Origin of the sequence: Nocardia sp. SSK8, from assembly GCF_037034205.1 — a bacterium.
GTDB lineage: Bacteria > Actinomycetota > Actinomycetes > Mycobacteriales > Mycobacteriaceae > Nocardia.
Window position 1 is genome coordinate 240289 of sequence record NZ_JBAGKD010000004.1, and the last position, 19217, is coordinate 259505.

Consider the following 19217-nt stretch of genomic DNA (forward strand, 5'->3'; position numbering starts at 1 on the left):
CTTTCGAGACAGCGTGTTCGAGTGGGATGGTCCGAGCGGACGGGATGAAGCCGACCTCAGCGAACGTGTGTATGTGAATCCAGCCGCGCTCAGCAGACCGCTCGGGGCTCGGGGAGGTAGAGGCGGGCTTTGCCTTTGACGCTGCCCCACATGGCCAGGCCGATCATCGGGGTGTTCTGGGCGATGAGGAGGTGGCGGGCGGTGAGGTCGATGACGGCGGGGACTACTACCGTGCCGAAGCTCATGGGTTTGTTGGTGACGGCGGGGATGGCTGCGGGGTGGACTCGTTCGGAGATGAGGGCGGCTACGGCGCAGGCGCCGCCTTTGACGGCGAAGGCGCTGGGGCGGCGGATGGAGCGGGCGAATTCGTCTACCTGGCGAGTGAAGCCAGCGACGGTGGCTGGGGAGATCTCGCCTGCGTAGCCGACGCAGACGGCCAGCTCGATCGGGTTGAGGGAGCTTTTGATGACTGCCCCGATACCGATCGTGGACCAGACGGGGCCCAGCCAGTTCTGGCTCACCTGGAGGCCGCCCATGGCCATGTGCTGGGCGACGGCCGCGCGGTAGGCCTGGACTGCGGGGCCTTCCTCGGGGCCTGCGGGTGAAGGGGGCTGCGGGGCAGCGTGATTCGGCTGCGCGGGTGCGCCGGAGGGGGCGGGGTTCGGCTGGCCGTAAGGCTGCTGGGAGTACGGCTGCGGGGTGCCATAGGGCGCAGGTTGATACGGCTGGGGCGCTCCGTAGGGGACGGGCTGTCGTGGTGGCGCGCCGTAATGGCCCGGTTGCTGCGGCGGGTACGGCTGGGGTGCACCGTAGGGGCCGGGCTGCGGCGTTCCGTATTGACCCGGCTGCTGCGGATAACCGAACTGAGCTCCTGGCCCCGCTGATGTCATGTCCCCTCCTCCACCGAACTTCCCCGACTACCGGACCCTACCCGCCTCGGAGATGACAACCCCGGGGTGGTCCGAAGCGATCACCACCCACGCCGTTCGCGTCTCCCGACGGAGGGCGAGGCCACCCCACAATGCTAATAGTGCTACTTTTTGCTCGATAAGTAGCACTATTAGCTGTCATAGCTAGCAAAGTATCACTACAGTCCACGAGTGATACTTTTCGAGGAAAAAGTATCACTACCTAGATTTCAGGGGTGACGCCAGATGAAACTCGAGGACTTCTCCCCCGCTCAGCGGACACATGTGGTCCGGGCGGAGCGCGGTTATCAGGCGTTCGTACCGCCGCCGCTGCCCCCGGTGGTCGCGCTGGCGCCCTCGCTGATCCGGCAGCTGTCCACGGCAGATCGCGCGGTCGGTGAGCTGGCCGGACTCGGGCGCAGTCTGCCCAGCCCGGAGCTGTTCGGGCGGGCGCTGGTCCGACGCGAGGCGGTGCTGTCGAGCCGGATCGAGGGCACCGTCGCGTCGCTGTCCGACGTCGCGATGTACGAGGCCGAGCGCCCGGCCCGGCCCGCCGGTGACGTGCAGGAGGTGTTCAACTACATGAGCGCCATGGACCACCTGCTCGACAAGGATCGCAGGCTGCCGTTGAGTCTGCCGTTGCTGCGCGAGGCACACCGGATCCTGATGACCGGCGTGCGCGGCGACCATGCCACGCCGGGCGAGTTCCGGCGCAGCCAGAACTGGATCGGGCCGCCGGGGTCCACGCTCTCGACTGCCACGTACGTTCCGCCACCCACGGAGCAGATGTGGTCGGGGCTGGATTCGTTCGAGAAGTATCTGCACGCGGACGGGGAACTGCCACCGCTGCTGGCGATCGCTGCGGCGCACTACCAGTTCGAGGCGCTGCATCCGTTCATCGACGGCAATGGCAGGATCGGGCGGCTACTCGCAGTGCTGTTGCTCGTGGAGTGGGGGCTTCTTCCCGCGCCGCTGCTCGACCTCTCGTCCTACATCGAACCGCGGCGCAATCGCTATTACGAAGGCTTGCTGCGGGTGTCGACCGAGGGGGATTGGCACGGGTGGTTCGAATTCTTCCTCGAGGTAATCGAGAAGCAGGCGCGCGACAGCCTCGCCCGGGCGGTGCGACTGGACGCACTGCGTTCGGACCTGCGTGCGCGAGTCGCCACGGCGCGCTCGTCGGGGCTGCTGCCGGTGCTGGTGGACGAGCTTTTCCGGTCGCCGGTGATCAGTATCAATATCGCCAAGGCGGCGCTCGGTGTCACCCATCGCGCGGCGACCGCGAATATCGAGAAGTTGGTGGCCGCGGACATTCTGGTCGAGGTGACGCGGGGGCGGCAGCGGTTCTTCGCGGCGCCGGAAGTGCTCGATGTCATGGGTGGCAGTTGAGTCTGCGGGGCGAGCCGCGGAACCAGCACTAGCATCGGTTTCTCGGCACGACGACTCGACGGTAGGCGAGGAGTGAGGGCGATGGGCGAGGCAGGGCGTGGGGGGCTCGATCTCGATGCGGCGTTCCGGGACGCGCTGGCCGAGATGTCCGCGGCGGGGCGGGTGGACGCGGCGGATGCGATCGATGCGGCATTCGGGCTGGAACTGTTCGATTCGCAGGTCACCAGCAGGCATCTGGATCTGGTGGCGCGGCGGTTGGGGGTGACGCGGCAGGGGTTCTACAGCATCGGGTCGTCGGGGCATGAGGGGAATGCGGCGGTGGCGGCGGCGCTGCGGGTGGATGATCCGGCGCTGCTGCACTATCGGTCGGGGGCGTTCTTCGTGCAGCGGTGTCGGCAGATCGACGGGCTGGATCCGGTGCGAGATGTGTTGCTCGGTGTGGTGGCGGCTGCGGCGGATCCGATTTCCGGTGGGCGGCACAAGGTGTTCGGGAGTGCGAGTGCCTCGATCATTCCGCAGACCTCGACGATCGCTTCGCATCTACCGCGGGCGGTCGGGTTGGCGTTCGCGTTGGATCGGGCTGCGCGGCTGGGGGTTTCGTGCCGGTGGGCGTCGGATGCGGTGGTGGTGTGCAGTTTCGGGGATGCCTCGGCCAATCATTCGACGGCAGCCGGGGCGATCAATGCTGCCGTGCACGCCTCGCATCAGGGTGTGCCGATGCCGGTTCTGTTCGTCTGTGAGGACAACGGGCTGGGGGTCAGTGTGCCGACTCCGCCGGACTGGATCGAGCGGGCGTACGGGCCGCGCCCCGGGCTCACCTATCTGGCGGCCGACGGTACCCATCTGCCCGATGTGCTCGGTGCCGCCGAGGACGCGGTGGAGATGGTGCGGTCGTGGCGGGTGCCGGTGTTCCTGCATCTGCGGACGGTTCGGCTCGGTGGGCACGCGGGGTCCGATGTCGAGGCCTCCTATCGTCGTCCGGCGGAGATGGCCGCCGATCTCGCTCGCGATCCGCTGCTCGGCACCGCGCGATACCTGATCGCGGCAGGTATCGACGACGCGGCCGGCCTGCTCGCGCGCTACGACCGGATCGGTGCGCGGGTCCGGGAAGTCGCTGATGAGGTGGTCCATGAGTCGCGGCTGGACTCCGCAGCCGCGGTGATCGCCCCGCTCGCACCGGCTCACCCTGAGGGTGTCCGGGCCGACGTCGTGCGCTCCAGCCATACCACCGACGCGAGGACACGAGCGGCCGTGCCTGCGCCCGAGCCGATGACTCTCGCCCAAGCGATCAACCACACACTCGGTGAACTGCTCGAGCGGGATCGCGATGTGCTCGTGTTCGGCGAGGACGTCGGCCGTAAAGGTGGGGTGTACGGGGTCACGAAGGGGCTGCGGAAGCGGTTCGGCAGCAGGCGGGTGTTCGACACCTTGCTGGACGAGCAAGCCGTCCTCGGTACGGCACTCGGCACCGCGCTGGCCGGATTCGTGCCGATCCCGGAGATCCAGTACCTCGCCTACGTGCACAACGCCGCCGATCAGATCCGGGGCGAGGCCGCCACGCTGCAGTTCTTCTCGAACGGGCAGTTCCGCAATCCGATGGTGGTGCGGATCGCGGGGCTCGCCTACCAGAAGGGGTTCGGCGGGCATTTCCACAACGACGATTCCCTTGCGGCACTGCGTGATATCCCCGGGGTGGTGGTGGCCGTGCCCGCCCGTGCCGACGATGCGGCGGCCCTGCTCCGGACGTGTGTGTCGGCAGCCCGGGTCGACGGGCGCGTGTGCCTGTTCATCGAGCCGATTGCGCTGTATCACACGCGGGACCTGTATCCGGGGGATGAGTCCTGGATGACCGCACCCACCGGCGAGCATGTGCCGATCGGCAGGGCGCGGGTCTACGGGGACGGCACGGATCTGACCATTGTCACCTTCGGCAACGGCGTGCCGATGAGCCTGCGGGCGGCGGATCACCTTGCCGCCCAGGGCATTCACGCACGCGTCGTCGATCTGCGCTGGCTGAATCCGCTGCCGGTCGAGGACCTGATCCAACAGGCCGGAGCGACAGGTCGCGTGCTGGTCGCCGATGAAACACGACGCAGCGGCGGGGTTTCGGAGTCGGTGTTCGCGGCGCTGATCGACGCCGGATACTCCGGCGCGCTCGCCAGGGTCACCAGTGCGGACAGTTTCGTCCCCCTGGGTCCGGCCGCCGACACCGTCCTGTTGAGCGAAGACGCGATCGAGGACGCGGCCCGGCGCCTGCTCGGTTGAATCAGGTGGAGAAACAGCCCACGGCGACCAGACCCGCGATCACCCACCCCACCAGGTCGGCCGCCCGGCTGCGCGTGCGCGGTGACGGTAGCTGCCCCGCCCTGACGTCCGAAACCACTCCCCCGGGTATGCATGACGACACCCTACCGGCAACCCCGAAAGGTGCCGGTAGGGCGCGAAGGAAGGGAGAACGCGGCCGGATCAGCCGAACTTGATCTCCAGGCCGATGCCGAGGATCGCGATGAGCCAGACCAGGCCGACGAAGATGGTGATGCGGTCGAGGTTCTTCTCGACAACCGTGGAGCCCGACAGGCTCGACTGCACGCCGCCACCGAAGAGGCTGGACAGGCCGCCGCCCTTGGCGCGGTGCAGCAGCACCAGCAGCACCAACAGCACGCTGGTGATCACAAGGAGGATATCGAGGAACAGCGACATGGCGTTCATCCTAGGTGGTCTCCCGCCAACTGGTCTAACCAGGCTCGACGGCGACCAGGTGGGAGACGGTGTCGGGACCCGCCGAATAATGCGCGACGGTCTCCTCGATCTCCCGGTCGCGGGCGGTCAGGCGGACCTGGTGCTGGTGCATGTGCTCGGCCCAGGAGCGCACCACGAACGCCTCCACATAGCGGTCGACGACGCCCACATCCCGGTAGAGCCGCCATTCCATCGCGCCGGTGCGCTGCCGGGACCGCCCGACCATGGCCATGGCCGCGGTGAACGCGGGCACCTCGGCGGGCGGCACGTCGTAGCCGCGCATGACCAGCACCGGGCCGTCGGCGGCGTCGGGTTCGACCACCAGCTGCGGTTCGGGCCAGAAGGCCGCGGGTGAGAGGTCGATGTCCTCGACATTGTGCCGGATCGGCCACCACACCGTGCTCACCGCGCAGGCGGCCAGCAGGCCCGCCGCGATCAGCAGCGCGGTCACCGCGCCGTAGGCACCGGCGACCAGACCCCACAGCAGCGAGCCGATCGCCTGACCGCCCATGAACACCAGCATGTAGACCGACAGCCCGCGCGCCCGCACCCAGGCGGGCAGTAGCAGCTGCATGGTGGAGTTCAGCGTCGCCATGGCCAGCAGCCAGGCCAGTCCCGCGCCGACCAGCAGGATCAGCACGATCACCACGCTGTGCACGAGCGCGGTGGCGACCGCGCCCATCCCGAACAGCACGGCGGCCAGCGCGAGCCGCTGGGTCGGGGTGAACAGCACCCGCAACCGGGACAGACCCAGCGCCCCGCAGACCGCGCCGAGCCCGAGCGCGCCGAGCAGCAGGCCGTAGCCGTCGGAGGCCAGGCCGAGCCGGTCGTGCGCGATCACCGGCAGCAGCGACCACACCGCGCTGGCGGGGGCGATGAACAGGATCGCGCGGAACAGCACCCGCCGGATCGCCGGGGCCGCGCGGATGAAACGGGTGCCCGCCTGCAGGGCGGCCAGCGGGCGTTCGGTGGGCAGGGTGTGCGGGCGGGTCTGCCAGGTCGACACCAGCAGCACCGCGACGATCCCGACGAAGGAGAGCGTATTGAAGGCGAACACCACCGTCGGCCCGGCGACCGCCACGATCACCCCGGCCACCGCGGGCCCGACCGCCCGGCCGATATTGACGCTCATGCTGCCCAGCGCCGCGGCCGACGGGATCTGCTCGCGCGGGACCAGCTCCGGCTGAATGGCCTGCCAGGCGGGCCCGGTGAGCGCCTGCCCGCAGCCGAGCAGGAACAGCAGCGTGAGCAGCACCGCGGGCGTGGTGTGCCCGGTCGCGGTGAAGACGGTGAGGGTGAGCGAGGCCAGCGCCATGCCGGTCTGCGCGCCGAGCAGCAGCCTGCGCCGGTCGACCAGATCGGCCAGCACCCCGGACGGGATCGACAGCAACATCACCGGCAACGCCAGCGCGGTCTGCACGAACGACACCAGCGCGGCCGCGTTGGGCTGGTCGACCAGGATCCACTGGGCGCCGACCGTCTGCATCCACGTGCCCAGATTCGACACCAGCTGCGCGATCCACAGCGCCCGGTACACCGGCGAACGCAACGGCGCCCACGTGGAGATCGGCTTCCCGGGCGCGCTGGTCACCCGCCGAGCATATCCGCGGCGACCACCGTCGAGCGGCCGCGAACGGCCCCGCGTCGCCGTGACATCACCCGATGGATTCGCCGCACACCGCGCGAATCTCCGTGCCCCGGCCGACGGCACGCGAGCGCCGGCGCGGACGGATCGGGATCATGGCGGCGAGCACGGCACGCCGCCTCGCCGTCATCGCGTGCCCCGATGCCCGGATCCCGGCACGTACGATGACCCCATGTCGGCAATCCCGCTCCGCCTCGCCGCGCTGTGTGTGCTGGCCGCCGTCGCGGCCACCGCGTGTTCGTCCGCCGATTCCGGGGACACCACCGAGGACACCGCGAGCCCGATGGGCCACACCTACGTCTCGACCGAGGTCGACGGCGACACCATCCCCGGCGGCGGCCCGATGACGCTCACCTTCGCCGACGGGCGCATCTCGGCGAACTCCGGCTGCAACACCAGCAGCGGCACCGTCGACCTGAGCGACCACATCCTGCGCACCTCCCAGCTGGCGGGCACCCTGATGGCCTGCGCGGGCGGCCGCGAACGCGCCGACTCCTGGCAGAACACCTTCCTGGAGTCCGGTCCGCGCTGGCGCCTCGACGGCGACGAGCTCACCCTCACCGGCGAGACGGTCACCGTGCACCTCACCGACAAGAAGGTCGTCGACCCGGACCGGCCGCTGCTCGGCACCACCTGGATCGTCACCACCATGCTCACCCCCGAGGGGCAGATCCGTTCGACCGTGCTCGACGAGGTGAGCCCGAATCTCACCATCGGCGAGGGCGGCACGGTGGCCGGGATGGCGGGCTGCAACCGCATCACCGGCACCGCGGGCGTCGGCCCGGGCGACGCGGTGAATTTCGCCGTGGCCACCACCCGGATGATGTGCGCGCCCGATGTGATGGAGGTCGAGCAGAACGTGCTGCAGGCCCTGGACGGCCGCACCACCGCCACCATCGACGCCGACCAGCTCACCCTGCGCAACGACAACGGCTACGGCCTGGTGCTGCGCGCCCAGTAGGCACGGAAAACGAAGGGCCGGACACCGATTCGCGGTGTCCGGCCCTTCGGCGTTCGATGCCCGGTCAGGGCAGCGGGCCGCCCGCGGCGATCGCCGACAGGGTGGCGAACTCGTCGCCCTTGAGCGAGGCCCCGCCCACCAGCGCGCCGTCGATGTCGGTCTGGCCGACCAGCTCGCCGACGTTCTTGGCATTGACCGACCCGCCGTAGAGCACCCGCACGCCCGCGGCGACCTCGGGCGTGGCGAGCTTCTCCAGCTCGCCGCGGATCGCGCCGCACACTTCCTGCGCGTCGGCCGCCGAGGCCACCTTGCCGGTGCCGATGGCCCAGACCGGCTCGTAGGCGATGACGACCTTGGCGATCTCCTCGGCCGAGAGCCCCTTCAGCGAACCGCGCAGCTGCTCGAGGTTGTATTCGACGTGCGTGCCCGCCTCGCGGACGCCCAGGCCCTCGCCGATGCACACGATCGGGGTGATCCCGTGCTTCAGCGCCTGCTTGGTCTTGGCGAGCACGGTCGCGTCGTCCTCGCTGTGGTACTGCCGCCGCTCCGAGTGCCCGACCACCACGAAGGTGCAGCCGAGCTTGGCCAGCATGGCCGCGCTGACCTCACCGGTGTAGGCGCCGGACTCGTGGGTCGACACGTCCTGCGCACCGTAGGTGAGCAGGAGCTTGTCGCCCTCGATCAGCGACTGCACGCTGCGGATGTCGGTGAACGGCGGGATGACCGCCACGTCGACCTTCGCGAAGTACTTGTCCGGCAGCGCGAAGGCCACCTTCTGCACCAGCGCGATGGCCTCGAGGTGGTTGAGGTTCATCTTCCAGTTGCCCGCGATGAGCGGTTTGCGTGCGGCCATCGCTCAGTCCTCCAGCACCGAGATACCGGGCAGCTCTTTGCCTTCCAGGTACTCCAGGGAGGCGCCACCGCCGGTGGAGATGTGCGAGAAGCCGTCCTCGGGCAGGCCGAGGGTGCGCACGGCCGCGGCCGAGTCGCCACCGCCGACGACCGTGAACGCGCCCTTACCGGTGGCGGTCACGATGGCCTCGGCGACGCCACGGGTGCCCGCGGCGAACTTCTCGAACTCGAACACGCCCATGGGGCCGTTCCAGAACACCGTCTTCGCCTCGGTGAGCAGCGCCGAGAACCGGGCCACCGACTCGGGGCCGATGTCCAGGCCCATCCAGCCGTCGGGGATCTCGGTGGCGGGCACGGTCTTCGACTCGGCGTCGGCGGCGAACTTGTCGGCCGCGACGATGTCGACCGGCAGGTGCAGCACGTCGCCGAAGCGCTCGAGCAGACCCTTGCAGGTGTCGATCATCTCTTCCTGCAGCAGCGAGGTGCCGACCGAAAGGCCCTGGGCGGCAAGGAAGGTGAAGCACATGCCGCCGCCGATGACCAGGGTGTCGACCTTGGGGGCCAGCGCCTCGATCACGGCGAGCTTGTCGGAGACCTTGGAGCCGCCGAGCACCACCGCGTACGGACGGGCCGGGTCCTCGGTGAGCTTGCGCAGCACCTCGACCTCGGCGGCGACCAGCGTGCCCGCGTAGTGCGGGAGCTGCTGGGCGACGTCGTAGACCGAGGCCTGCTTGCGGTGCACCACACCGAAGCCGTCGGAGACGAACGCGCCGTCGTCGCCGACCAGTTCGACGAAGGCGGCGGCCAGCTTGGCGCGCTCCCCCTCGTCCTTGCTGGTCTCGCGCGGGTCGAAGCGCACGTTCTCGAGCAGCATGACGTCACCGTCGGTGAGGCCCTCCGAGCGCGAGAGCGCGTCGTAGCCCACCACGTCACCAGCGAGCTGGACATTGCGGCCCAGCAGCTCGGCGAGCTTCGCGGCCACCGGGGCCAGCGAGAACTTCGGGTCGGGCTCGCCCTTGGGGCGGCCGAGGTGTGCCATCACGACCACCTTGGCGCCGGCCTCGACCAGCGCCTGGATGGTGGGGACCGAGGCGATGATGCGGCCCGGATCGGTGATCTGCCCCTGCTCGTCGAGCGGCACGTTCAGGTCGGAGCGCACGAGTACGCCACGGCCTTCGACGCCGTCGGACAGGAGGTCTTGGAGTGTTTTGACAGTCATATTTTCAGAGAGACTTACCCACGAGGTCGACAAGGTTGGCCAGACGGTTGGAATATCCCCACTCGTTGTCGTACCACGACACCACCTTGACTTCGTTACCGATGACCTTGGTCAGCGGCGCGTCGTAGATGGACGAGTGCGGGTCGGTGACGATGTCACTGGAGACGATGGGGTCCTCGTTGTACTTGAGGATGCCCCGCATCGGCCCTTCGGCGGCAGCCTGCATCGCGGCGTTGACCTCCTCGACAGTAACCGGCCTTGACAGGGTAGCGGTGAGGTCGGTGACCGAACCGGTCGGGACCGGAACGCGCAGCGCGTAGCCGTCGAGTTTGCCCTGCAGTTCGGGCAGTACCAGGCCGATCGCCTTGGCCGCGCCGGTGCCGGTGGGCACGATGTTCAGGGCCGCGGCGCGGGCCCGGCGCAGGTCCTTGTGCGGCGCGTCCTGCAGGTTCTGGTCCTGGGTGTAGGCGTGCACGGTGGTCATCAGGCCCTGCTCGATCCCGAAGGCGTCGTTGAGCACCTTGGCGATCGGGCCGAGGCAGTTGGTGGTGCAGGAGGCGTTGGAGATGATGTTCTGGGTGCCGTCGTACTTGTCGTCGTTGACGCCCATGACGATGGTGATGTCGTCGCCGGTGGCGGGGGCGGAGATGATGACCTTCTTGGCACCCGCGGACAGATGCCCCTTGGCCTTCTCCGCGGCGGTGAAGATGCCGGTGGACTCGACCACCACGTCCACGTTCAGATCCGCCCAGGGCAGCGCCGAGGGACCTTCCTTGATGGCCAGGGCCTTGATCCGCTGCTCGCCCACCACGATGGTGTCGCCGTCGACCGAGACATGCTGCGGTAGCCTGCCCAGGATCGAATCGTATTTCAGCAGCGTGGCAAGGGTGTTGATGTCGGTGAGGTCGTTGACCGCGACGATCTCGATGTCGGTCGCGCCGACAGTTTTGAGGGCCTCCACGGCGCGGAAGAAATTCCGGCCGATCCGGCCGAAACCGTTGATACCTACCCGGACAGTCACTTGTCGCTCCTCACCTGTAGCGGATTCGTTCCGACTGTTCCCAGACTAGTAGCCAGAGCGATCGTGCATGACCGCTCTGGCACAAACGTCGGATTCGCCACAGCCAGTGGCGAATCCGGTTGTTACGCGTCGTCGAGAAGTTCGGCCGTGACCGCCGACTCGGTATCGGGGATGCCGAGGTCCTTGGCGCGGCGATCGGCCATCGACAGCAACCGCCGGATCCGGCCCGCCACCGCGTCCTTGGTCATCGGCGGATCGGCCAGCTGACCGAGTTCCTCGAGCGAGGCCTGCCGGTGCTGCACGCGCAGCTTGCCCGCCGCGGCGAGATGGTCCGGCACGTCGTCGGCCAGGATCTCCAGCGCCCGCTCCACCCGGGCCGCCGCGGCCACCGCCGCGCGGGCCGACCGGCGCAGATTGGCGTCGTCGAAGTTGGCCAGCCGGTTGGCGGTGGCCCGCACCTCGCGGCGCATCCGCCGTTCCTCCCAGGTCAGGCGGGTGTCCTGGGCACCCATCCGGGTCAGCAGGGCGCCGATGGCCTCGCCGTCACGCACCACGACCCGGTCGGTGCCACGCACCTCGCGCGCCTTGGCGGTGATCCCCAGCCGCCGGGCCGCGCCGACCAGCGCCAGCGCCGCCTCCGGCCCGGGGCAGCTCACCTCGAGCGCCGAGGACCGCCCCGGCTCGGTGAGCGAGCCGTGCGCCAGAAACGCGCCGCGCCAGGCTGCCTCGGCGTCACCGATGCTGCCGCCGACCACCTGGGCGGGCAGCCCGCGCACCGGCCTGCCGCGCACGTCGAGCAACCCGGTCTGGCGCGCCAGCGCCTCGCCCTCCTTCGACACCCGCACCACGTAGCGGGAGGTCTTGCGTAGCCCACCCGCGCCGAGCACGTGCACGTCGGAGCCGTATCCGTAGAGCTCGAAGATCTCCCGGCGCAGTCGCCGGGCGATCGACCCCATGTCCACCTCGGCTTCCACGATCACCCGGCCCCCCACGATGTGCAGACCGCCCGCGAACCGCAGCAATGCCGACAATTCCGCCTTGCGCGAGCTGACCTGCGACACCACGAGCCTGCTCAGCTCGTCCTTCACCTCGGCTGTCATCGCCACGAGACGCGCTCCTTTCCCACCGACCCGGAACGCACATCCGATCCCGTGTGCCGTCCCTCGACTCGAAGCCCTGCCAGTTGCGGCCGCGGCGACCGGATCACCTGATCCAGTGCGGCGGCAAGTTTTCCGGGATGATGCCGATCCGTTCCCGGCTCGGCGACATCGCAGAACGTTACCCGTGCACGCAACTGTTCGGCGGCTCTTGCCACATGTTCCCGCTGCCGTCCCTCGGGCACCGACGCCGAGTCGACTAGCACGTCATCGACCGCGAAATCCGGTGCGTGCTGGGACAATACATGCAGATGACGCTCGGCGGAAAAGCCGGCGGTCTCCCCCGGCTCGGCCGCCAGATTCAGAACGAGTACCTTGCGCGCCGCGGTGCGCACCAGGGTGTCGCGCAGCTCGGGCACCAGGACATGCGGAATCACGCTGGTGAACCACGAACCGGGGCCCAGCACAACGACATCCGCGTGCTCGATGGCCGCGGTCGCCTCCCGAGCGGCAGGCGGATCGGACGGAATCAGCCGCACCCGCCGGACCTTACCCGGCGTGGTGGCGACCGCAACCTGACCGCGCACGCACCGGCCGATCCGCGGATCCGATTCCAGCCCGGACACTTCGGCCTCGATGTCGAGCGGAATCGGCGACATCGGCAGTACCCGGCCGGTGATCCGCAGCAGCGCGCCCACCGCGTCCAGCGCGGCGATCGGGTCGCCGAGGACATCGGTCAGCCCGGCCAGGATCAGATTGCCCACCGAGTGCCCGGCCAGCGCGCCGGTGCCGCCGAAGCGGTGCTGCACCGTGGTGGTCCACACGTCCTCGGCGTCCTCGGACAGCGCGGCCAGCGCCATCCGCAGGTCACCGGGCGGGAGCATGCCGAGTTCGCCGCGCAGCCGGCCCGACGACCCGCCGTCGTCGGCGACGGTGACCACGGCGGTGATCCGCCTGGTCAGCCTGCGCACCGCCGTCAGGGTCGCGTACAGCCCGTGTCCGCCGCCCAGCGCGACGACGGCTGGGTCGGTGTCGTCTCCACTCATTCGCGCCCCAGATCCCGATGTACCACGCGCACGACGTCGACCGCCGTGTGCGCGGTGTCGGCCCCGATGCGCTCACCGAGCGCCTCGGCGATCGCGACGCTGCGATGTTTACCGCCGGTGCAGCCCACTGCCACCGTCATGTATCGCTTCCCCTCTTGGCGGTATCCCGTCGTGGTCAGGTCGACCAGGTGCTTGCCGGTCTGCAGGTAGTCCTGCGCACCCGGCCTCGACAACACGTAGTCGCTGACCACCGATTCCTGTCCGGTGTGTTCCCGCAGTTCGGGAATCCAATGCGGATTGGGCAGGAATCGCACGTCCAGCACCATGTCGGCGTCGAGGGGAACACCGTACTTGAAGCCGAACGATTGCACGGTCAGTTGCAGTGCCGCTGGCGCGCCAGCCCCGTAGGCCTCCTCCAGCTTGCGGTGCAGCTGGTGGATCGACAGCTCGGTGGTGTCGATGACCAGGTCGGCGGCGGCCTTGACCGACGCGAGCCGGACCCGTTCGGCGGTGATCCCGGCCGAGAGCGTGCCGTCGGGGCTGTCGCTCTGCAGCGGGTGCCTGCGCCGGGCGAAACCGAAACGCCGGATCAGCACGTCGTCGGAGGCCTCGAGGAACAGCACGCGAGTGCGGATGCCCGCCGAACGTAGCTGTTCGGTGACCCCGGACAGCTCACCGGTGAAGAACCGGCTGCGCACGTCCATCACCAGCGCCAGCCGCCGGATCGGCGGCTCGGCCGCGGCGCCGAGCTCGATCATCCTCCCGATCAGTTCGGGGGGCAGGTTGTCGGTCACGTACCAGCCGAGATCCTCCAATACCCGCGCGGCGGTGCCGCGGCCCGCGCCGGACAAACCGGTCACGATGACCACTTCTACTGGTTGCTGTGTGTCGGTGACCGGCCCGGCCTGTCCCGGTGCCGCCCCCGAGTTGTTGTTCGATTCGACGCGTGTCATGTCCTACCGGATCCGTTTCTGGGTGCCTTTCGATCATCCCGCACCGGTTCGGGTATCGGGCGCAGACACACAACGTACGGCACTCGCAATATTGCGTGACGGTGATGCGCCCGGCCCGGCTACGGGGAATTGAGCGCTTCGAGCACCGCTTTCGCGGTGGAGACCCCGATTCCGGGCACCGATGTGATCTCTTCGACAGTCGCGTCCTTTATCCGGGCGACCGAGCCGAAGTGGGTGACCAGCGCGGTGCGCCTTGCCTCGCCGAGCCCGCGCACCGAGTCCAGCGCCGACGCCGTCATCCGGCGCGAGCGTTTGCTGCGGTGGAAGGTGATGGCGAAGCGGTGCGCCTCGTCGCGCACGCGTTGCAGCAGGTAGAGGGCCTCGCTATTGCGCGGCATGATCACCGGGTCGGCTTCGCCGGGCACCCACACCTCCTCCAGGCGCTTGGCCAGGCCGATCACCGCGACATCGGTGATGCCGAGGTCGTCGAGCACCTCGGCGGCCGCGGCGACCTGGGGCGCGCCGCCGTCGACGACGTAGAGATTGGGCGGGTAGGCGAAGCGGCGCGGCCTGCCGGTGGTCGGGTCGATGCCAGGACGCGAGGCGGGCTCGTCGGTCTCGTCGGGTTCGATGTCGACGGGCTGCTGCCTGTCGCGGGCCAGCCTGGCGAAGCGGCGGCGGGTGACCTCGGCGATGCTGCCCACGTCGTCGGAGCGGCCGTCGCCCGCGGCCTCCTTGATGGCGTAGTGGCGGTAGTCGGACTTGCGGGCCAGCCCGTCCTCGAAGACGACCAGCGAGGCGACCACATCGGTGCCCTGGACGTGGCTGATGTCGACGCATTCGATCCGCAGCGGCGCGCTGTCGAGTTCGAGCGCGTCCTGGATGTCCTGCAGCGCTTGCGATCTGGAGGTGAGATCACCGGCGCGCTTGAGCTTGTGCTGGGCCAGCGCCTCGCCCGCGTTGCGCTGGACGGTCTCGGCGAGGGCCTTCTTGTCGCCGCGCTGGGGCACCCGCAGCGAGACCGCGGCGCCGCGCAGCCTGCTCAGCCAGTCCTGGATCTCGGCGGCGTCGGCGGGCAGTTCCGGGACGAGCACCTCGCGCGGGACCACCACCGCGGCGTCGCCCTCGGTGTTCTGCTCGGCCAGGGCGGCCTGTTCGCCGTAGAACTGGGTGAGGAACTGTTCGACCAGCGCGGCCAGCTCGGTGCCGGATTCGGCGACGTCGAGCGCGTCGCCGGACTTGTCGACCACCCAGCCGCGCTGGCCACGCACCCGGCCGTCGCGGACGTGGAAGATCTGCACCGCGGCCTCGAGCTCGTCGGTGGCGAAGGCGATCACGTCGGCGTCGGTGCCGGTGCCGAGGACGACGGCCTGCTTCTCCAGTGCCCGGCGCAGGGCCTGGACGTCGTCGCGCAAGCGCGCGGCGGTCTCGAAGTCCAGGTCGTCGGCGGCCTCGTGCATGCGCCGTTCCAGCGCGCGCACCATCCTGTCGGTCTTGCCGGAGAGGAAGTCGCAGAAGTCGTCGACGATCTGCCGGTGTTCGGCGGCGTCGACCCGGCCGACGCACGGCGCCGAGCACTTGTCGATGTAGCCCAGCAGGCAGGGGCGCCCGATCTGGCTGTGCCGCTTGAAGACTCCGTTGGAGCAGGTGCGCGCGGGGAACACCCGCAGCAGCAGGTCGAGGGTCTCGCGGATGGCCCAGGCGTGGGCGTAGGGGCCGAAGTAGCGCACGCCCTTCTTGCGGGCGCCGCGGTAGACGAACAGCCGCGGGTACTCCTCGTTCAGCGTCACCGCCAGCACCGGGTAGGTCTTGTCGTCGCGGTAGCGGACGTTGAAGCGCGGATCGAATTCCTTGATCCAGTTGTATTCGAGCTGGAGCGCCTCGACCTCGGTGGACACCACCGTCCACTCCACGCTGGCGGCGGTGGTCACCATCTGCTTGGTGCGCGGGTGCAGGGACAGCACATCGGCGAAATAGGAGTTCAACCGGCTGCGCAGGCTCTTGGCCTTGCCGACGTAGATGACCCGCCCGTGCGCGTCCCGGAACTTGTACACACCGGGTTCGACGGGAATGGTGCCCGGCGCCGGCCGGTACGTCGCGGGATCTGCCACTCGTCAAGCCTATCGACCCCGTCCGACAGAACCCATCGAGCCGAGCGGACGGGCCCGTGTACCGTCAATGTCCGGATTCCGATCCGGGGCGCGCTCCGGACCCGCACGGAAAGGATGTCCGATGACCTCCCCGGTAGTACCGCCCCACGAGGCCGACCTCGACGACGCCCCACCGCCGTGGCTGCCGCCCGGCACCGTACGCGGCGCCCGGCTCATCGCCGCCGTCTCCGCCGCCGTCGGCGTGGTGCTGATCGCGATCACGCTGGCCCTGGGCAACGACGGCTCGCTCGTTCCACTGCTCGCCGGTTACCTGCCGACCTTCGCGCTGGTCCCGCTGATCCTGCTGTTCGGGCGCGGTGGCGACCGGATCCGGCAGGCCGCGGTGGGTGTCGCCGCGCTCGGCGGTCTGGTCTCGTGCACCGGCATCCTCACCGGGCTGCCGCCGGGCGCGGTCGGGATCGTCGCCAACGGCGCGATCGCCGTGCTGCTGCTGCGGCCCTCGGCACGCACCTGGTTCACCCGGCAACGCTGACCTCCACCCGGCTCGGGTGACGGCGCCCGCGTGCGGCGCGCTCAGCCGGTCGTGTCGATGCCGTGCGCGGCCAGCGCGTCGAGGAGAGCACGTGGGCGCTCGGTGGTCGGTAGCGGGTCGACCAGGGCGAAGCGCGCGCCCAGCGCGGTGGCGCCGCCGTCGGCCTCGGCGCTGTCCCCGACCATGAGCACGCGGGCCGGATCGGCCCCGAGCCGGTCGATGGCGTCACGGAAGACGCGGGCGCTGGGTTTGATGGCGCCGATCTCGTAGGACAGCGTCATAGCGCCGATCAGCGTGTCCCAGCCGTGCCGGGTGAAGGCGGGGCGGATGTCGAAGGCGATATTGCTGACGATGCCCACCGGAATGCCCTGGGCCGACAGCGCTTCCAGCGCGGCGCCGGTGTCGGGGTACGGCGTCCAGGCCAGCGGATCGATGAGCCGCTCGTAGAGGCGGGCGGCCTGGGTCTCGGGCACGCCCGACCCGCGCAGCACCTCGAGGTAGGCGTGGCGGTGCAGGGCCGGGTCGAGATCGCGATGGTCCCAGGCGTGCTGACCGGCGGCGTCGAAGGTCATGAACTGCTCGACCGGGGCCGTCATCCGCCGCAGCACTTCGGCTTTCGCGGCCACGTCGAACGGGGTGCCGTCGTCGCCGACGAGCTCGTCGGCCCAGGTCCGGTCGTCCTCCAACCGGAAGACCGTGCCGGAGAAATCGAACAGCACCGCGTCCACTGCCATGTCGCCAGGGTAGCGAGAACGCGGCCGGTCCCGGCCCGGAAAGCGTTACGCTGCCAGGATGACGCCAAGGCGACAGACGTGGATCGGGGCCGCGGCGGCCGGAGTCCTCACGATGGGTCTGCTCACGGGCTGCGCGTCCGACGACACCGCGGCGCCCGAGTGCACGAGCACCCCGAACGGCACCCCGGTCACCGCCGCCCCCGCGACCGACGGCGCGCCGACCTCGCAGAACCTCAGCCTCAACCCCGAGATCGCCTCCGGCTACCGCACCGGCATGACCGCTGTGCGCACCAGTACCTACGCGGTGTCCACCGCCAATCCGCTGGCCACCGAGGCCGCCTGCCGGGTGCTGCGGGCCGGTGGCACGGCGACCGACGCGCTGGTCACGGCGCAGGCGATGCTCGGGCTGGTGGAACCGCAGGCCTCCGGCCTGGGCGGCGGCGCGTTCCTGGTCTACTACGACGCCAAGTCACGCATGGTCGAGGCCTACGACGGGCGCGAGACCGCGCCCGCCGCGGCCACCGAGAACTACCTGCGCTGGGTCAGCGACACCGACCGCACCGAACCGGCGCCGAACACCCGGGCCAGCGGCCGTTCGATCGGTGTGCCCGGCGTGCTGAAGATGCTCGAACTGGCCCATCGCGAACACGGCCTGACCGCGTGGCGGGAACTGTTCGACCCGGCGATCGAGCTGGCCGACAACGGTTTCGAGATCAGCCCCCGGCTGGCGGGCCAGATCGCCGAATCGGCGCAGGACCTCGCCGTCGACGCGGGCGCGCGCGGCTACTTCCTCGAAGCCGACGGCTCCCCCAAGGCCGCGGGCACCGTGCTCACCAATCCCGCGCTGGCCAAGACACTGGGCGCGGTGGCGACCGACGGCGCCAAGGCCTTCTACGGTGGGGCCGTCGCCGAGGACATCGTCGCCGCGGCGGGCAGCACGGCGGGCGGGCGCACGCCGAGCCTGCTCACCACCGCCGACCTGGCGAACTACGAGGTCAAGAAGCGCACCGCGCTGTGTACCGGCTACCGCGCCTACGAGCTGTGCGGGATGCCCGCGCCGTCCTCGGGCGGCAGCACGGTGGCGGCGACCCTGGGCATCCTGGCCAATTTCGACCTGGCCGCCCTGCGTCCCGCCGACCCCGATGCCGACGGCGGCGTGCCCGACGCGCGCGCCGTGCACCTCATCTCCGAAGCCGAGCGGCTGGCCTACGCCGACCGCAACAAGTACGTCGCCGACCCGGATTTCGTTCCGCTGCCGGGCAATTCGGTGCTGTCGCTGGTGCACCCGCAGTACCTGAAGCAGCGCTCGACGCTGATCGACCCGCAGCACAGCATGGGCACCGCGCAGCCGGGCGATCTCGGTCCGGTGCCGCTGGGCAATGGCCCCCAGCCGCCCGAGCACGGCACCAGCCACATCTCGGTGGTCGACAAGTATGGCAATGCCGCCGCCATGACCACCACCGTCGAATCGGCATTCGGCTCGTTCCACTTCGTCGACGGGTTCCTGCTCAACAATCAGCTCACCGATTTCGCGGCCGACCCGCTCGACCCCGACGGCACCCCGGTCGCCAACCGCCTGCAGCCCGGCAAGCGGCCGCGCAGTTCGATGGCACCCACCCTGGTGTTCGACCGCGACGAGCAGGGCAATCGCGGTGAGCTCGCCCTGGTGACCGGCTCCCCCGGCGGCGCGGTGATCATCCAGTTCGTGGTGAAGACGCTGGTCAACATTCTCGACTGGGGCCTCGATCCGCAGCAGGCGGTCTCGGGGGTGTCTTTCGGCGCGGGCAACACCCCGGTCACCGGGATCGGCGGCGAGCATCCGGCCATCGACGCCACCGACAACGGCGACCACGACGCCCTGGTCCAGCAGTTGCGGGCGATGGGCCACGAGGTATCGGTGGCACCGCAGTCCAGCGGCCTGAGCGCGGTGCAGCGCGACGGTACCGACGGCTGGGTCGGCGGCGCCGATCCGCGCCGGGAGGGCGCGGTGCTCGGCGACATCCGCTAGTG

Annotated in this window: 16 protein-coding genes; 5 read left to right on the plus strand and 11 right to left on the minus strand. The window is 69.7% G+C overall.

All coding sequences use genetic code 11. The annotated features are described in order from the left end of the window. Window positions 1–89: 89 nt before the first annotated feature. The gene (locus WA675_RS10300) at window positions 90–536 is read right to left on the minus strand and encodes a hypothetical protein (RefSeq protein ID WP_336083961.1); all 447 of its coding nucleotides are present in this window, start codon (window positions 534–536) and stop codon (window positions 90–92) included. A gap of 618 nt (window positions 537–1154) precedes the next feature. Here WA675_RS10300 and WA675_RS10305 point away from each other — a divergent pair. Then, window positions 1155–2297, plus strand: a complete 1143-nt coding sequence (locus WA675_RS10305) for a Fic family protein (RefSeq protein ID WP_336083962.1) — start codon at window positions 1155–1157, stop codon at window positions 2295–2297. Between the two features lie 81 nt (window positions 2298–2378). After that, window positions 2379–4562: a transketolase C-terminal domain-containing protein gene (locus WA675_RS10310; RefSeq protein WP_442945598.1), complete on the plus strand. Its 2184-nt coding sequence runs from the start codon at window positions 2379–2381 to the stop codon at window positions 4560–4562. A gap of 201 nt (window positions 4563–4763) precedes the next feature. On the opposite strand, the gene secG is transcribed toward WA675_RS10310, so the two are convergent. Together secG and WA675_RS10320 are read right to left on the minus strand one after the other, a co-directional pair. Next, on the minus strand, window positions 4764–4997 hold the full coding sequence (gene secG / locus WA675_RS10315) for a preprotein translocase subunit SecG (protein WP_278264278.1): 234 nt from the start codon (window positions 4995–4997) through the stop codon (window positions 4764–4766). 34 nt (window positions 4998–5031) lie between these two features. Next, on the minus strand, window positions 5032–6627 hold the full coding sequence (locus WA675_RS10320; protein WP_336083964.1) for an MFS transporter: 1596 nt from the start codon (window positions 6625–6627) through the stop codon (window positions 5032–5034). A 226-nt stretch (window positions 6628–6853) separates the two neighbouring features. Here WA675_RS10320 and WA675_RS10325 point away from each other — a divergent pair, with 226 nt between their 5' ends. Then, a complete protein-coding gene (locus WA675_RS10325; RefSeq protein ID WP_336083966.1) occupies window positions 6854–7642 on the plus strand; it encodes an META domain-containing protein in 789 nt (262 codons plus the stop codon). Between the two features lie 64 nt (window positions 7643–7706). On the opposite strand, the gene tpiA is transcribed toward WA675_RS10325, so the two are convergent. The 7 genes from tpiA to uvrC all read right to left on the minus strand — a co-directional run bounded on the left by tpiA (window position 7707) and on the right by uvrC (window position 15941). Next, the gene (tpiA, locus tag WA675_RS10330; RefSeq protein WP_336083968.1) at window positions 7707–8495 is read right to left on the minus strand and encodes a triose-phosphate isomerase; all 789 of its coding nucleotides are present in this window, start codon (window positions 8493–8495) and stop codon (window positions 7707–7709) included. A gap of 3 nt (window positions 8496–8498) precedes the next feature. Then, a complete protein-coding gene (locus WA675_RS10335) occupies window positions 8499–9713 on the minus strand; it encodes a phosphoglycerate kinase (protein ID WP_336083970.1) in 1215 nt (404 codons plus the stop codon). Between the two features lie 4 nt (window positions 9714–9717). Continuing rightward, the gene (gap, locus tag WA675_RS10340) at window positions 9718–10734 is read right to left on the minus strand and encodes a type I glyceraldehyde-3-phosphate dehydrogenase (RefSeq protein ID WP_336083972.1); all 1017 of its coding nucleotides are present in this window, start codon (window positions 10732–10734) and stop codon (window positions 9718–9720) included. Between the two features lie 122 nt (window positions 10735–10856). Further along, complete coding sequence (gene whiA / locus WA675_RS10345) at window positions 10857–11840, minus strand: DNA-binding protein WhiA (RefSeq protein WP_278264272.1); 984 nt, start codon at window positions 11838–11840, stop codon at window positions 10857–10859. Continuing rightward, window positions 11831–12877 (minus strand): gluconeogenesis factor YvcK family protein, encoded by a 1047-nt coding sequence (locus WA675_RS10350; RefSeq protein WP_336083974.1) that lies wholly within the window; start codon window positions 12875–12877, stop codon window positions 11831–11833. Before WA675_RS10350 ends, whiA begins: the two co-directional genes overlap by 10 nt. Further along, on the minus strand, window positions 12874–13830 hold the full coding sequence (gene rapZ, locus WA675_RS10355) for an RNase adapter RapZ (protein WP_336083975.1): 957 nt from the start codon (window positions 13828–13830) through the stop codon (window positions 12874–12876). Before rapZ ends, WA675_RS10350 begins: the two co-directional genes overlap by 4 nt. Before the next feature lie 119 nt (window positions 13831–13949). Then, complete coding sequence (gene uvrC, locus WA675_RS10360) at window positions 13950–15941, minus strand: excinuclease ABC subunit UvrC (protein ID WP_336083976.1); 1992 nt, start codon at window positions 15939–15941, stop codon at window positions 13950–13952. 121 nt (window positions 15942–16062) lie between these two features. Here uvrC and WA675_RS10365 point away from each other — a divergent pair, with 121 nt between their 5' ends. Further along, window positions 16063–16473, plus strand: coding sequence for a hypothetical protein (locus tag WA675_RS10365; RefSeq protein WP_336083977.1), 411 nt, complete (start codon window positions 16063–16065; stop codon window positions 16471–16473). A gap of 41 nt (window positions 16474–16514) precedes the next feature. On the opposite strand, the gene WA675_RS10370 is transcribed toward WA675_RS10365, so the two are convergent. Beyond that, window positions 16515–17207 carry an HAD family hydrolase gene (locus WA675_RS10370; protein ID WP_336083979.1) on the minus strand — a complete coding sequence of 231 codons (693 nt, stop codon included), beginning with the start codon at window positions 17205–17207 and terminating at the stop codon, window positions 16515–16517. Window positions 17208–17319: 112 nt separating this feature from the next. On the opposite strand from WA675_RS10370, the gene WA675_RS10375 reads away from it, so the two are divergent. After that, window positions 17320–19215 (plus strand): gamma-glutamyltransferase family protein, encoded by a 1896-nt coding sequence (locus tag WA675_RS10375; RefSeq protein WP_336083981.1) that lies wholly within the window; start codon window positions 17320–17322, stop codon window positions 19213–19215. Window positions 19216–19217 lie beyond the last annotated feature (2 nt).

What these genes read in the sequence shown, in the direction of transcription:
- WA675_RS10335 (WP_336083970.1), bottom strand. Translation starts at nt 9,713, where the DNA reads ATGACTGTCAAAACACTCCAAGACCTCCTGTCCGACGGCGTCGAAGGC.
- WA675_RS10305 (WP_336083962.1), top strand. Translation starts at nt 1,155, where the DNA reads ATGAAACTCGAGGACTTCTCCCCCGCTCAGCGGACACATGTGGTCCGG.
- WA675_RS10325 (WP_336083966.1), top strand. Translation starts at nt 6,854, where the DNA reads ATGTCGGCAATCCCGCTCCGCCTCGCCGCGCTGTGTGTGCTGGCCGCC.
- secG (WP_278264278.1), bottom strand. Translation starts at nt 4,997, where the DNA reads ATGTCGCTGTTCCTCGATATCCTCCTTGTGATCACCAGCGTGCTGTTG.
- WA675_RS10310 (WP_442945598.1), top strand. Translation starts at nt 2,379, where the DNA reads ATGGGCGAGGCAGGGCGTGGGGGGCTCGATCTCGATGCGGCGTTCCGG.
- WA675_RS10375 (WP_336083981.1), top strand. Translation starts at nt 17,320, where the DNA reads ATGGGTCTGCTCACGGGCTGCGCGTCCGACGACACCGCGGCGCCCGAG.
- WA675_RS10300 (WP_336083961.1), bottom strand. Translation starts at nt 536, where the DNA reads ATGGGCGGCCTCCAGGTGAGCCAGAACTGGCTGGGCCCCGTCTGGTCC.
- tpiA (WP_336083968.1), bottom strand. Translation starts at nt 8,495, where the DNA reads ATGGCCGCACGCAAACCGCTCATCGCGGGCAACTGGAAGATGAACCTC.
- rapZ (WP_336083975.1), bottom strand. Translation starts at nt 13,830, where the DNA reads ATGACACGCGTCGAATCGAACAACAACTCGGGGGCGGCACCGGGACAG.
- WA675_RS10370 (WP_336083979.1), bottom strand. Translation starts at nt 17,207, where the DNA reads ATGGCAGTGGACGCGGTGCTGTTCGATTTCTCCGGCACGGTCTTCCGG.
- WA675_RS10365 (WP_336083977.1), top strand. Translation starts at nt 16,063, where the DNA reads ATGACCTCCCCGGTAGTACCGCCCCACGAGGCCGACCTCGACGACGCC.
- WA675_RS10350 (WP_336083974.1), bottom strand. Translation starts at nt 12,877, where the DNA reads ATGAGTGGAGACGACACCGACCCAGCCGTCGTCGCGCTGGGCGGCGGA.